Origin of the sequence: Mucilaginibacter antarcticus (genome assembly GCF_042686155.1) — a bacterium.
Taxonomy (GTDB): Bacteria; Bacteroidota; Bacteroidia; order Sphingobacteriales; family Sphingobacteriaceae; genus Mucilaginibacter; species Mucilaginibacter antarcticus.
This window is the reverse complement of the sequence record NZ_JBHUON010000016.1, coordinates 1-13,080: the sequence shown is the minus strand read 5'-3', so window position 1 is coordinate 13,080 and position 13,080 is coordinate 1. Positions and strand designations below refer to the sequence as shown.

Annotated in this window: 14 protein-coding genes, 1 tRNA gene and 1 pseudogene; 6 read left to right on the top strand and 10 right to left on the bottom strand. The window is 40.4% G+C overall.

The window, feature by feature from the left end:
• Positions 1-21: 21 nt before the first annotated feature.
• On the bottom strand, positions 22-678 hold the full coding sequence (locus ACFSYC_RS13245; RefSeq protein ID WP_377128390.1) for an HAD family hydrolase: 657 nt from the start codon (positions 676-678) through the stop codon (positions 22-24).
• Positions 679-922: 244 nt separating this feature from the next.
• Between ACFSYC_RS13245 and ACFSYC_RS13240 the strand changes: the two genes are divergently transcribed.
• The 3 genes from ACFSYC_RS13240 (at position 923) to ACFSYC_RS13230 (ending at position 2,931) form a co-directional block, all read left to right on the top strand.
• Positions 923-2,059 (top strand): GAF domain-containing protein, encoded by a 1,137-nt coding sequence (locus tag ACFSYC_RS13240; RefSeq protein ID WP_377128387.1) that lies wholly within the window; start codon positions 923-925, stop codon positions 2,057-2,059.
• A gap of 87 nt (positions 2,060-2,146) precedes the next feature.
• The gene (locus ACFSYC_RS13235) at positions 2,147-2,341 is read left to right on the top strand and encodes a cold-shock protein (protein WP_377128384.1); all 195 of its coding nucleotides are present in this window, start codon (positions 2,147-2,149) and stop codon (positions 2,339-2,341) included.
• 203 nt (positions 2,342-2,544) lie between these two features.
• Positions 2,545-2,931 carry a YtxH domain-containing protein gene (locus ACFSYC_RS13230; RefSeq protein WP_377128381.1) on the top strand — a complete coding sequence of 129 codons (387 nt, stop codon included), beginning with the start codon at positions 2,545-2,547 and terminating at the stop codon, positions 2,929-2,931.
• A gap of 110 nt (positions 2,932-3,041) precedes the next feature.
• On the opposite strand, the gene gap is transcribed toward ACFSYC_RS13230, so the two are convergent.
• Genes gap through pfkA form a run of 3 tightly spaced genes read right to left on the bottom strand, consistent with a single transcriptional unit; the run spans position 3,042 to position 5,879 of the window.
• Positions 3,042-4,037: a type I glyceraldehyde-3-phosphate dehydrogenase gene (gene gap, locus ACFSYC_RS13225; RefSeq protein WP_377128378.1), complete on the bottom strand. Its 996-nt coding sequence runs from the start codon at positions 4,035-4,037 to the stop codon at positions 3,042-3,044.
• Between the two features lie 7 nt (positions 4,038-4,044).
• Positions 4,045-4,893 carry a hypothetical protein gene (locus tag ACFSYC_RS13220; protein WP_377128375.1) on the bottom strand — a complete coding sequence of 283 codons (849 nt, stop codon included), beginning with the start codon at positions 4,891-4,893 and terminating at the stop codon, positions 4,045-4,047.
• On the bottom strand, positions 4,893-5,879 hold the full coding sequence (pfkA, locus tag ACFSYC_RS13215; RefSeq protein WP_377128372.1) for a 6-phosphofructokinase: 987 nt from the start codon (positions 5,877-5,879) through the stop codon (positions 4,893-4,895). The genes ACFSYC_RS13220 and pfkA overlap by 1 nt, the downstream gene beginning before the upstream one ends.
• A 127-nt stretch (positions 5,880-6,006) precedes the next feature.
• On the opposite strand from pfkA, the gene ACFSYC_RS13210 reads away from it, so the two are divergent.
• The gene (locus ACFSYC_RS13210) at positions 6,007-6,699 is read left to right on the top strand and encodes an NUDIX hydrolase (protein ID WP_377128369.1); all 693 of its coding nucleotides are present in this window, start codon (positions 6,007-6,009) and stop codon (positions 6,697-6,699) included.
• Between the two features lie 168 nt (positions 6,700-6,867).
• Here ACFSYC_RS13210 and ACFSYC_RS13205 read toward each other — a convergent pair whose 3' ends face one another.
• Entirely contained in the window at positions 6,868-7,728 is an 861-nt protein-coding gene (locus ACFSYC_RS13205; protein ID WP_377128366.1) for an N-acetylglucosamine kinase, read from the bottom strand.
• Between the two features lie 587 nt (positions 7,729-8,315).
• On the opposite strand from ACFSYC_RS13205, the gene ACFSYC_RS13200 reads away from it, so the two are divergent.
• Both ACFSYC_RS13200 and ACFSYC_RS13195 read left to right on the top strand, forming a co-directional pair.
• Positions 8,316-8,888, top strand: coding sequence for a helix-turn-helix domain-containing protein (locus tag ACFSYC_RS13200; RefSeq protein WP_377128363.1), 573 nt, complete (start codon positions 8,316-8,318; stop codon positions 8,886-8,888).
• A 262-nt stretch (positions 8,889-9,150) separates the two neighbouring features.
• A tRNA-Arg gene (locus tag ACFSYC_RS13195) sits at positions 9,151-9,224 on the top strand.
• A gap of 739 nt (positions 9,225-9,963) precedes the next feature.
• Here ACFSYC_RS13195 and ACFSYC_RS13190 read toward each other — a convergent pair.
• The 5 genes and pseudogenes from ACFSYC_RS13190 to ACFSYC_RS13170 all read right to left on the bottom strand — a co-directional run.
• Positions 9,964-10,746 (bottom strand): annotated as a pseudogene (locus tag ACFSYC_RS13190) (recombinase family protein); the annotation flags it as partial.
• Positions 10,743-10,904: a hypothetical protein gene (locus ACFSYC_RS13185; protein WP_377128360.1), complete on the bottom strand. Its 162-nt coding sequence runs from the start codon at positions 10,902-10,904 to the stop codon at positions 10,743-10,745. The pseudogene ACFSYC_RS13190 and the gene ACFSYC_RS13185, both read right to left, overlap by 4 nt.
• Positions 10,905-11,410: 506 nt before the next feature.
• Entirely contained in the window at positions 11,411-11,605 is a 195-nt protein-coding gene (locus tag ACFSYC_RS13180) for a helix-turn-helix domain-containing protein (protein ID WP_377128357.1), read from the bottom strand.
• 12 nt (positions 11,606-11,617) lie between these two features.
• Positions 11,618-11,752, bottom strand: coding sequence for a hypothetical protein (locus ACFSYC_RS13175; protein WP_377128354.1), 135 nt, complete (start codon positions 11,750-11,752; stop codon positions 11,618-11,620).
• Positions 11,753-11,918: 166 nt separating this feature from the next.
• The coding region (locus tag ACFSYC_RS13170; protein WP_377128351.1) for a HEPN domain-containing protein at positions 11,919-13,080 on the bottom strand (1,162 nt) is incomplete at its 5' end.

The window sequence follows — 13,080 nt, the reverse complement described above, 5'->3', positions numbered from 1 at the left end:
AGCTGCAACAAATTTACAATATTAACTCTGTATCAGTTGGTTGAAAAAATCCGGTGTGTAATCTTTGGCAAAGTGCAGGATGTTGGTTAAGCCCTCAAACTCCTCTTCGGTATGCGTGGTGGTTATTACTACCGAAACCATGCCGGCATTTGCCGCAGCTTCTACCCCTTTAGGTACATCCTCAAACACGATACAATCGGCGATGGATACCTGCAGTTTTTGCGCAGCTTTTAAAAAAGTTTCGGGATGGGGTTTGCTCAACTCTACATCGTCGGCGCTTACAACAGCTTCAAAGTAGTGCCTTATGTTCAAATTGTCCAATACAAAGTCGATATTATAAGGAATAGCCGCCGAACCAATAGCCATGGGTATGCCGGCTTTTTTAGCGGCCGCTAAAAAGTCCTCCAAACCGTCTATCAGTTTTAAATCAGGCAGGTACTCGGCCTGGTAATAGTTTTCCTTGTTCATTGATAATGTACGCATCTCATCTGCACTAAACCTGTCCTTGCCAAACATCCGAACCATTACCTCCGGGTTTTTACCATACATCTCACGCTTTATGTCGGCAGGGCTAAAGTTGCCTCCAAGATCGCCATTTGCCAATTTGGTCCAGGCGCGGGCGTGGTAGCTCATATCGTCTATCATGGTGCCGTTTAAATCAAAAAGAAATGCTCTCATAGTATAACTGGGTATAAATAATTACGTTTTTCAAAAATATTCAATTTAGCTTAAAAGGCAATTTTTTAAAAGTAAATACAGCGGTAGCGACCTCTAAATTTTCTTAAAAATTCAGCAGCTAACTATAACGAAAGTTTTGTAGTGTAAACGTTACACAAGAAAGGGGTATTTGAGCCTGCAAACTGAAACTATATTAAAGCCCAAATCGTATGTTAGTAGACACAACTGATATTATAACTATACGATGAGCGAACTTTACCGACTTGAGGCAGTGAACAGGTTTAAACAGCTTGATGAGGCAGTTGTTAAAGATCTGAATGATATTATAAACTTAGCCGCCGATAGCTGCAACGTGCCTGTAGGGCTAATTACGTTATTAGACGAAGACACGCAGTGGTTTAAAGCCAGCAAAGGTGTTGATATTGATTGCACCAACCGCGAGTTATCATTTTGCAATTACACTATACAACAGCCGGATTTGTTAATGGTGCATGATGCCAGCATCGACGAACGGTTTTGTAACAACCCCTTAGTTACAGGCGAACCAAATGTCCGCTTTTACGCGGGGGCTACCCTTACGACTAAAGACGGGCAAGCAATAGGTAGTTTATGTGTGATTGATTTTGAACCGCGTGAACTTACCCCCTTGCAACAACAAACATTGACGGTATTGTCTAAACAGGTAATGAATTTGATGGAGCTAAACTATAACCTCCAAAACATTGAAGGCCAACAGGAGGAAGCCCGTAATCAAGCGCTTATTATTGAGGAGCATAAGTTAAAGCTTAACGCGATATTCGATTCGTCAAAGGACACCCACATACTTGTTGACCCAAACTTAAAAGTTTTGGCGTTTAACCGCGCAGCAGCCATATTTACCCGTACTACCTACGGCAAAAGTTTAAAGGTTGGTGTTTCAATATTAGAATATGCCGACAACGGCGTTACAGGCCCTTTTGAACATTTATTTCGCAGTTCATTTTCGGGCAAAACCATCAAACACGAGTGGAACATGCGCCCGGGCACTAAGCACGATAGTTGGAAAGAGTTGGCCTTTGTGCCGATAAAAGATAAATCTAAAAACGTCATCGGCGTAGCTTTAAACTCGACAGATATTACTGAACGTATCAAGCAGCAGGAGAAGATCAACATACAAAATGCAGCACTTATACGCATAGCAATTATACAATCGCACGAATTACGGCGCCCGGTTGCCTCATTATTGGGTATTATGGCGCTGATAAAAATGGAGCAGCAAAATGGCAATCCAGAATACCTTGATATGCTTGAAAAAACCGTGAAGGAACTTGATGAAAAAATCTGCGAAATTGTAAAAGATTCTGAAAATACCATTAACGGCCCACTATCCATAGTAGCTTAAGTTATATGTACCTTTCTAATTAATTACGCTTATATTACATGAGTGCCAAATATTTAGCGTACCTTGCGCACTTTAATAAATATAATAATGCAAAAACAAGGAACAGTTAAATTTTTTAACGAAACAAAAGGATTCGGTTTTATTACACCTAGCGCAGGTGGTGCCGACGTATTTGTTCATTCAACAGGCCTAATCGATGAAATCCGTGAAAACGATTCAGTTGAGTTCGAAGTAGAGAACGGCAGAAAAGGTCTTAATGCGGTAAATGTAAAAGTTATTTAATTATAATATTTTAATTCGTATTGAAACACCCGTCTGTAAGGCGGGTGTTTTTTTGTGCCCTACTTTTTGAAAATAGTTTGGTAAATGCTACAAAACAGCCGGTTTTTTTCTGGTATACTTATATCCCCGCCTTATTAATAATATAATTGTGTTTTGGCATTGTTGTTGTAAACTATTTATCAACTACAAAACAGAAAGACAACATGAAAGATCAAGGAAAACTTATTGCAGCCTTATTAATAGGTGCCGCCGCTGGTGCAGCATTAGGCTTATTATTAGCCCCGGAACGTGGCGAAGATACGCGTAACGACATTTCTGATTATCTAAATGACGCGGTAAGCAAAGCGAAAGAAAAAGCGCAGACAGCTACAGACAGTATCAAAGAATATGGAACCAACCTTGCCGACAAGGTAAAATCAAAATATAGCGACGCTGCTAATGACCTTTATAACTTCCGTGATGGTATCAGCGACGACGTAAAATCAAAATCAAGTGACGTAGCTAACGACGCCGAAAATCATTTAGAAAACGCTAAATCGAAAGCTAAAGGCGTATCGAATGATCTGAATGCTTCTATTCAGCAAGCATAAGCATTCTGCCTCTAAAAAGGGCTAAAAAAGTAATTGCAAAAAGAAAAGCCCCCGGAAATTTCGGGGGCTTTTCTTTTTGAACCTCTATCCCATTAGGGGACTGGGGTGTATTATAATTTACCGATCTCTTGTACTAAGTCAATCAATTTGTTTGAATAACCCCATTCGTTATCGTACCATGATACCACTTTAACAAAGTTGTTGTTAAGGGCAATGCCTGCTTTTGCATCAAATATTGATGTGCGTGCGTCGCCTTTAAAGTCTTCAGATACTACTTCGTCTTCTGTGTAACCTAAAATACCTTTAAGATCGCCTTCAGACGCTTCTTTCATTGCATTTTTGATGTCTTCGTAAGTAGCAGGAGTTTTTAAACGTACAACTAAATCAACTACAGAAACGTCGGCAACCGGCACGCGGAATGACATACCTGTTAATTTACCTTTCAACTCAGGCAATACTAAACCTACTGCTTTAGCAGCACCTGTTGATGAAGGGATGATGTTCTGGTAAGCACCACGGCCACCTCTCCAGTCTTTAGACGACGGGCTATCAACAGTTTTTTGAGTAGCAGTTACCGCGTGGATAGTGCTCATCAAACCTTCTTCGATACCAAATTTATCATTTAATACTTTAGCTATTGGCGCTAAACAGTTAGTAGTACATGAAGCGTTTGATACGATATTTTGATCGGCTCTTAACAATTTATGATTAACACCCATTACAAAGGTAGGGGTATCGTCTTTTGCTGGCGCGCTCATAACTACTTTTTTAGCACCGGCGTCAATGTGTTTTTGTGCAGTGTCAATAGTTAAAAATAAACCGGTTGACTCAATGATAACTTCAGCACCAACATCACCCCATTTAAGGTTAGCCGGGTCTTTTTCTGCAGTTACGCGAATAGTTTTACCGTTAACGACCAAATGGCCACCTTCAACAGCGATAGTACCTTTAAACTGACCGTGGGTCGAATCGTATTTTAACATGTAAGCCATGTAGTCAGGCTCAACAAGATCATTAATACCAACAACTTCAATGTCGGGTCTTTCAACTGCGGCTCTAAAAGCCAGGCGTCCAATACGGCCGAAACCGTTAATTCCTATTTTCATGATTTTTCTAATTTTTATTTGAGTAATACGTTAATAGATTGTTTATAGGCTCTTTTATAATCCCCGCAACTGTCAACCCGGCCTCGGCAACCGCTTCCTGCAGGTAATCCTGAAAAGCAAATGCTACAGAACCCTCAAAGTGCAATGACGCACCCGGGTGTTGCTTATGTAAAGGTAACAAGTATGTGGTTATAAGTTTATTAAAACCGCTTTTTATGACGCTTTTCAGATACTCATCGCCTTGATTCTCTATATAAAATTCGCTAAACGAACTTAGGTAAAGCGCTGTTTGTTTTTGGCGGTATACTTTCTCCAGCAAGGTCTTCCGATCGGCCTCAAACTTATGAATAAATTTTTTGCGCAGATGCTCGGGCAGCGTTTCGTTCATAAAAGCCTTGATCAATTGCCTGCCCAACCAATTGCCCGATCCTTCGTCGGCTAAGATATAGCCCAAACCGTAATTGTTAGGCTTAACCTTTTTACCGTCAAACCAACCAGCGTTTGATCCGCTGCCGCATATACCAATTATACCCGGCGTGTTACGGCAGCACGCAATAGCAGCACCATCAATATCATGCGATACCGAGATCCTGGCAAATTTAAAAAACTCTGTAAAAGCATTATGCACTACTGCCTGCAGTGCTTTAGATGATGAACCCGCGCCAAAAAAATAAATGCGCTTTATCCCTTCGGCATGATGTATCAGGTTTATATTTTTATTAAGGATCTGTATAATGTGCTTTTCATCAATAAAATAAGGGTTTATACCATTGGTTTTAAAAGACGCAACAGTTTTTCCTTTTTCTGACAAGCGCCAGTCTGCATGATTTGAACCGCTATATACAACCGCGATCATTATATAGAAAGCACCTCCACCATTTGTAATAGGTCTGCCTCTAACTTAAAGTCGTGATGACTCAATGCCTCAGAAAGCGGTGTTAACTTGATGTGATTAGCCTCAAGACCAACCATTTTTTGGCTCTCGCCGGCTATTAAGGCATTAACCGCCGCATATCCCATACGGCTACCTAAAACGCGATCAAAGCTGCTTGGTGCCCCGCCCCTTTGCAGGTGGCCAAGTACAGCAACTTTAATATCATAATTGGTAACTTCTTTTTGTACAGCTTTAGCTAAATCATAAATACCACCGCTTTTGTCACCTTCGGCAACAATAACGATACTTGATGATTTCTTTTTTGATTCGCCTGCTTTTAAGTGTCGTATCAGCTCATCAATAGCAGTTGATTTTTCGGGAAGTAATATTGCCTCGGCACCGCAGGATATACCTGCGCGCAGGGCAATAGCACCCGAATCGCGACCCATTACCTCGACAAAGAATAAACGGTCGTGCGAGTCGGCAGTGTCGCGTATCTTGTCAATAGCTTCAATAACAGTATTGGTGGCGGTATCAAAGCCTAAAGTATAGGTTGAGCCGTAAAGATCATTATCAATAGTGCCGGGGATACCAATAACGGCTATATCCGGATATTTTTGAGAGAAACGCAGCGCGCCGGTAAAAGTACCGTCGCCACCAATTACCACCAGGCCATCAATTCCCTGGGCTTTGATATTTTGATAGGCCGCCTCCTGGCCTTCATCCGTACGGAAAGGCAGGCAGCGCGCAGTTTTTAAAATAGTACCACCTAAGTTTAAAATGTTACTTACAGAGCGGGCTTGCATAGGATACATATCGTTCTCTATCATGCCTTTGTAACCCTGTTTAATGCCTACTACCTCTAAGCCGTTATATAACGCAGTACGTACAACCGCCCTGATACACGGGTTCATGCCCGGTGCGTCGCCGCCTGATGTAAGTACCCCGATCTTAGAAATTTTACTCATCTTATTAGTCAAAAAATTTTTGCACGAATATAAGGTGTGAAAATTACACCGTTAAATTTATTTTTATTTATTTTTGAGCCAGTAAAGTATTTACAGTATAAAATAACATTTTAACTACAACGCTATTTTGGAAGAGAAATTACCGGTATTTGAGTCAATATTCTCTATTGACTGTTTGATTTTTGGGTTTGAAGCCGGGGTGCTGAAAATACTATTGATTGAACGTGGCGACGAGCCTTTTAAAGACTGGTTTGCCCTACCGGGATACATTGTAAAACAAGACGAGAGCCTTGATGATGCTGCCGACCGTATACTCTATGAGCTTACGGGCCTGCGCGACCTGCCAATGAAACAGTTTCATACCTTTGGCGAGGTTAACCGCCACCCGCAGGGCCGTGTAATTACTGTTGGCTACTACGCGCTTATACGCGTTAACAGCCAAAAAGAATTAAGACCAACGGCTCACCTGGCCCGTAAAGCTATTTGGCACCCGGTCAGCGATTTGCCTAAACTGGCGTTTGACCATACCGACATTTTTAACAAAGGCTTTGCCAAAATACGGCGCCGCTTAAACCATCAGCCCATAGCGTTTGATCTGTTGCCTGAAAAGTTTACCCTTACCCAGTTGCAGGGGTTGTACGAGGCTATACTGGATAAGAAGCTTGACAAACGCAACTTCCGTAAAAAAATGCTGAGCTACGGCTTTTTAAAGGAGCTGGTTGAAAAACAAAAAGGTGTATCGTATCGTGCGGCGAAACTTTATAAGTTTGACAAACGCAAGTACGCTAAGATATTTCAGAACGAGTTAACGGCTGAGTAAGATTGGTTATTAACGATTGACAATTGGGCTGTAGGTTCAGGAAAAACAACAAATGCAGATCAAATAAGTCTGCATTTGTTGTTTAAGTACTTTTTAGAACAAAAAAAGTCGCGATGCCTAAACATCGCGACCACTAATATTTAATCTTCAATTACTAATTTTCAAAGCCTATTGCGCTTCTGTAGCCAGCTCCTGGTGAAACTTCACCAGGTTGTCTATAGGCGAACGAATGATGTTGCCTACTTCCATACCGTTTTCTTTACAAACTTCCTCTAACACGTTGCGGAAGTTGTAACCAACAGAACCGATACAGTTAAAAGTATATTTTTGAAAATCAGGATATTGCGTTACCAGGTTTTTAAAGAAATCTTCGAACGAAGTTTTAACCAGGTTACGTGAGTATTGTATATTAACATTGTTATCGTACACAAATTTACTAAAGCTGGCGCAAAATCGGTTAGCTAAAGGCTTGGTGTACACCTGCTCATTAACATCATCAGGTGTTAACTTAAAGGTTTCCCAGAACAGCTCGCGTACAGCTTCCGGCATATAACCACGTATGTAATCGGTTAATAATTTTTTACCGATGTAGCAACCGCTACCTTCATCACCTAAGATGTAAGCGCCCGAGTCAATGTTATGAATAATGTCTTTACCATCATAAAGGCAGGTATTGGTACCCGTACCTAATATTGCCGCAAAACCGGCGTTTCTGCCCAGCAATGCACGTGCGGCAGCTAATAAATCATGGCCAATGTTTACCTGAGCTTTGGTAAAAACCACGCTCATGGCTTCTTTAACATGGTTACGCTTCTCTTCGGTAGAGCAACCTGCGCCATAATAGTTTACCTCTGTAATGTTATCTTTTTCAAGATCAGTTGGCAAACTTTCGTTTAACGAGTTAATGATGTACTCAATGCTAGAAAAATATGGGTTGTAGCCTTCTGTGTTAAAGTAAACTTTTACCCCTTCATCGTTTAGTAAACACCAGTTCGTTTTAGTTGAGCCGCCGTCAGCAATAATGATCATACCTTTTGGTTTTTTTAAATAGTCGCTAAATGTATAATTTCTAATTGTAATTTATACACTTGTAATAAAAAAAATGTGCCTTTTATATGGTTTAGGTTAACATTTTATTAGGATTAACATAACATTAACCAATGACGGAATAATAAGTTTACAAAAGCCATCAAATTAATAAAAGAAAAAATTTCGGTCTATTTTTCACAGATTTTTGCATATGTGCACCACAAAAGTGATAGTCCTATAGCTCAGCTGGATAAGAGCAACAGATTTGTAATCTGTAGGTGAACCCGCCAAATTAAGCCCTCAAGAAGTATTTGTAATATTTCCGATGTAAGTGCACCAAACTGCACCAAAATGTCAACTAATCAACTAACTGTAGCAGTGTCAGATAATTCTCTTCGCAAAGTTAGCCTCACACCACCATACAGGCGCTACGCTTAAAGGCAGTATATAGAACCGGGGTTTCCCACAAGGAACCCACGACAGCTTTGTATCTCCAAATCATCCTAAAACGGCTAACCAAATTCGACATTTCTTCGTATAAAGGAAGGTGTTGACAGACAAACGGTCAACTTTGAAAATGAACTATTATGATTATCTATATCAAGAACATGTCAAACCTTCGTTGTAAAATTGTATTGCAGCTTGAATTGGAAAAGCTTGGCTTCACGTGTAATTCAATAGACTATGGCAGGGTCGACGTATCTGGATTAATTTCAACGGAGAGATTAGCGCAAATCCGTACACAGTTGTTGATTTGCGGACTAGAATTGTTGGACAATAAAAAATTTATCCTTATAGAGCGGATAAAAAGCGTAATTAACGAATTGATACATAATGATGATATCCCGATAAAAATAAATTTCTCTAACTATCTTACACATAAATTAAAATTAGATTATACCTATCTGGCAAACCTATTTTCAAAGGAGCAGGGTATAACTGTAGAGCAATTTATGATTATGCAAAAAATCGAGCGGGTAAAAAAGTTTCTCGTTTTAAATGAGCTTAATTTGACTGAAATATCATGGAAAATGCATTATAGTAGTGTAGGGCATTTATCTGCCCAATTTAAAAAAGTTACAGGAGAATCTCCTTCGTACTTTAAACAACAACATGATTTAAAATTGGCCGCCATGCAAGAAGTACTTTGTGCGTCTTGACAACCTTTCTCAATTGGTTGTAAATTTAAATCAGTGCCTTTTGTTTTTTAAAGGTTATATTTAGTCTCAACCTAAGTGACAGAAGTACAGTAGTAATTAGTTGCCCTGTGTAGAAAAAGTATTAAACCCGGCTTGCGGTTCTGATAGGATGTGTGGGCGCAATAATAAAAGAAAAAATTTCGGTCTACTTTTCACAGATTTTTGCATATTTGCACCACAAAATCGTTTTTTGATTTCGCAATCAAAATCCGCTTTTAGTGATGGTCCTATAGCTCAGCTGGATAGAGCAACAGATTTCTAATCTGTAGGTCTCTGGTTCGAATCCAGATGGGATCACCCCTTGGGACAAACGAAAAAATATATCGTTTGTCCCTTTTTTTTGCCCTCGTAACTCCTTGTTTATCAGATAAATAAAACTAAATATCTCACCCGTTTTAGCGGTTCGAACTTTCAAATCTTCAAATGTGAATTTTTCGGGGTATATCGAACCAATTAATTTTCGCTTCCCGTAATGATCAGATTTACAATATATTGCATCAATAGCGGTAAGCTTTACCATTGCTGAATCCAGCGTTTTTTCTACTTCGCTAACGCTCATATTGTTACTTCTCAAATCGCTTATCTTACTCTCCAGAACAATGATTTCCCGCTCGGCTTCCACTTTAACTGCACGGAAATCGGCAGCATCTATATCATCGTTTAACAACAGTTCCCTCGCTTTGGTTACTTTGTTGTTTAACGCTGTTATCCGATCTATAAACTGCTTTCTGCTGCTGCCTGTAGTTTGGTGCTCGCTTTTATAAACGTCCAGTATCACGGTTTTAAAAAGCGTTGCAGCATCTGCACTTAAGTTGTATTCTTTCAGGTGATTTTCAAAGATGGTGTTAGCTTCTTCCGCGCGTGTCCGGTACCCACAGGTTGAATTACAGTGGTAGTAATGATAATGTGCATTTCGTCCCTTTGATGCGCTCCCTGTTAATACCTTGCCACAAGTAGGGCAGCAAATAAAGCCTTTTAAGGCCAGCATGTCCTGGGTTACTATCTTGGTCTTCAAATTCCGTTTACGTCCTTCCAGCACATCTTGTACCACGTAAAAGACGCTTGGTTTAATAATCGCCTCATGTAAGCCGTCAACCATAAAGGATTCTTCTTCTTTCAATTTAGGAATGACAATTTTGCCTATATAAACAGGATTACGCAGAGCGTGCCAAAAGTTGTTCTTGCTGCAAGGCAAACCTTTTGCCTTTGCCTGCCGAAAGATCTCTACAACGGTAGTTTGACCGACACTTACTTCGTCAAATGCCCATTGCAAGACGGAAGCTGCCGGTTCGTGGGGAACGATGGTTTTCCTGCCACCATCCAACGTCCTGTTTTTATATCCCACCGGCGCGGTGGCCATATAACGGCCTTCTTTCCTAGCCCTGCGCATGCCGTAGAAGACATTTAAAGCCCTTCTGTCGTTTTCAATTTCCGGTGCTGTTAAATAGATTGCCAGCATCATTTTGTTCTCAGGGACTTCCATATCAAGCGGCTGTTCAATGGCCTGTGGTTCAACTCCAAGCTTTTTCAAAGTTGCGATCATTTGGTAAGCATCGGGAGCATTACGGCTGAAGCGGTCCCACTTGGTAAACAGCACCAGGTCAGTCTTATTTTTATGCTGGCGAATAAAGGAAAGCAGCTTTGTCCATTCCGGGCGGATGAACGTTTTAGCTGAATGATCCTCGAAGATGATCTTACGGACCTGTATCTTATTGATTTCGCAATATTTTAATAACACCTCTTCCTGGCTTCTTTGAGAATAACCTTTATCGGCTTGTTCATCTGTGCTTACCCTGATATATAAGTCTGCTGTTCTCATGTCTTAAAGTTCTGATTTACAATCAATTTAGCTAAAAAATACATCAAATCCAAGACTTCTTCCGCTTTTTTTTCATCTATCTCCATCCCTGATTTCTGTAATATTCTGACAGCCTCAGCTGATGTTATTTTCCGCTTTCCCTTTGTTCCTGTTTCCATTGTCCCGTTGTAAAAGGAGCAACGTTCGGGAAACGGGCGATAGGCATTTGACAAGCTTTTCGGTACTACCGATAAATAAAGTCTTATAATTAAACAGAGGTAGCCATTGCTCCGCTTAAACAACCGGCAGTGCTAAGCCGCTAAATTGTCAAGGGTGGCGCTACCCTCCAAAACAATAATCGCCATTTACATGCCCTTTACTATTTAGCGGCTGGGCTAATTTTGTGATTGCGGTGCAATGCAACGATAGGCATTGTGGTTGAATAGTTTTATTAGAATAACTAATAAGTTATAAGCAGGACTTTTTGTGAATGTCACTTTGGGCGAATTTTTGAGCGGAGCCATTTGATGCCTTTAGCTACTTGCTTATCCAGCCAATAATTCTGCGTCTTGTAGGTTTTGTAAGACGCTATAAATATCACCATTAGTAAAAGCCACTCAGGAAACCCCATCAGAATTGCCGGTCAAAATATATCACCGTTAGTACAGCATGAACTAAAAGATTATTAATGCTTCCGTGGGTTTCGTATAACATAGTTTATGGCCTCCTTTTCTATCTCGTCCTGAGACATCAACCTGTTTTTAGATAAGTAATCATTTATATCCTCTCGCCTTAAGTAAACCCTTCCACCTGATGGCTTATAAACCGGTAATTCCCTCCGATGTGTCATCTTGTACATTTTGGACAAAGATACGCCCATGTATTCTGCCGCTTAATTGGTCGTTAGCATTTGTTTGAACTGGTCGTCAGCTCCTTTTCCTTTTGCCAGCAAAAATTCTATCCTTTTTACTTTTTCCAGTAGCAATGCAATTGCCTCGGGCAATTGTTCAAAAGTTAATTTTTCCATTGTATGAGTTTTTAGGATCATAACGAAGAACTTTCTTCCGCAAGTGTGTTGCGAGGTAGGAGCAACACTCTTGCTTTCTCAGCGAGGCTGGCGGGGAATGAATATAGCGTGATAACGCGTAATGTAATGAGCTGCTTGCCGCAGCTGCAATCCTCCCAATTTAAGCCTACAAGGTATTTATCATCAAATGCTTTTGATAGACCTGTTCCACAACTGCCAACAGTTTTGTGATATATGGATACAATGCAACTGCAGAATGTACTTCTATCACATAGCTATCTTTATATCTCACATTGATATAGGCATGTTTCAACACATTAAAAAGTTGCAGGCTTTCCTGATTGTCCAGATTAAAAATATCTGCGATATCCTGCGTAAACATTCTTGTGATATTTACCAATGTTGAGAGGTTATGGATGTTTGTGGTATAGCCGTTAACGACCCTGATAATAGCGATCAAGAAACATTCGGCGGCTTGGCCTAAAGAAAAAAGTACAGCGTTATTAGCGCCTACACTCAAGTAATACGCTGCTCCTTTTAAAAAGTCTTTACCCTGCTCCATCCACCTCTGCCAGATGAACAGTTCCTTTTCCCTTAAGCAGTGATCCAATACCGTTACAGACGGTAAAAGCACTTCGCCTGATAGGTATATTAAAGGGCATTTAAAAGCATTGCTAAAAAACAAATTATCACCGCTGGGCCTGCTTAATCTGGACGGGCGGTGCACTAATGCAGTAACAGGCGCAATATTACGGCAACTATCTTCAATAGTACTGGCAATGCATTGTAATTGCCTTTGGTCGTTATCGTCAATTAACACTAAAAGAAAGATGCTTTCGGAAATTACCGGTGTTTGGCCCAGATACCGGATAGCCTGAACAGAGGAAACTTTTTGTTTAATTTTTGCCACAACGCTACTAATAATTTTCTGTTGCTGGATTTCAATTGTGGTATTTAGAGTATAAAGGGATACACTGTTATTAACTATTAAATTATCACTTATCCCTACCAAATCGTTTGTTAATACTGAAGATTCAGCGGTGGGTTGCTGATGGATTTGCCATGCCGCATTGTAAAGCGTTTGCAGGTTTTCATATACTTGAATTAAATCTATAGTATCAATAAATTCATTGGCGGCACTGGCTGACAATCCAAATTCAAGCCATTGGTATAAAATTGTTCGGTATGCAGAAAGGTTGTAATCTTCAAAGACTTCGTTAATCGCTTTATGTGGATATACCGCTGATATTGACCACCTGATTCCGGCGGAATGTGACCATTGATTCCGCGTCAAATTGACCACCCCATTCCGGGGCAAACTGACCAGG

Bases quoted from the DNA above. Each gene is read 5' to 3' on its own strand.
- ACFSYC_RS13220 (WP_377128375.1), bottom strand. From the start codon at position 4,893: ATGATCGCGGTTGTATATAGCGGTTCAAATCATGCAGACTGGCGCTTG.
- gap (WP_377128378.1), bottom strand. From the start codon at position 4,037: ATGAAAATAGGAATTAACGGTTTCGGCCGTATTGGACGCCTGGCTTTT.
- ACFSYC_RS13230 (WP_377128381.1), top strand. From the start codon at position 2,545: ATGAAAGATCAAGGAAAACTTATTGCAGCCTTATTAATAGGTGCCGCC.
- ACFSYC_RS13200 (WP_377128363.1), top strand. From the start codon at position 8,316: ATGATTATCTATATCAAGAACATGTCAAACCTTCGTTGTAAAATTGTA.
- pfkA (WP_377128372.1), bottom strand. From the start codon at position 5,879: ATGAGTAAAATTTCTAAGATCGGGGTACTTACATCAGGCGGCGACGCA.
- ACFSYC_RS13235 (WP_377128384.1), top strand. From the start codon at position 2,147: ATGCAAAAACAAGGAACAGTTAAATTTTTTAACGAAACAAAAGGATTC.
- ACFSYC_RS13175 (WP_377128354.1), bottom strand. From the start codon at position 11,752: ATGGAAAAATTAACTTTTGAACAATTGCCCGAGGCAATTGCATTGCTA.
- ACFSYC_RS13180 (WP_377128357.1), bottom strand. From the start codon at position 11,605: ATGGGCGTATCTTTGTCCAAAATGTACAAGATGACACATCGGAGGGAA.
- ACFSYC_RS13245 (WP_377128390.1), bottom strand. From the start codon at position 678: ATGAGAGCATTTCTTTTTGATTTAAACGGCACCATGATAGACGATATG.
- ACFSYC_RS13205 (WP_377128366.1), bottom strand. From the start codon at position 7,728: ATGATCATTATTGCTGACGGCGGCTCAACTAAAACGAACTGGTGTTTA.
- ACFSYC_RS13185 (WP_377128360.1), bottom strand. From the start codon at position 10,904: ATGGAAACAGGAACAAAGGGAAAGCGGAAAATAACATCAGCTGAGGCT.
- ACFSYC_RS13240 (WP_377128387.1), top strand. From the start codon at position 923: ATGAGCGAACTTTACCGACTTGAGGCAGTGAACAGGTTTAAACAGCTT.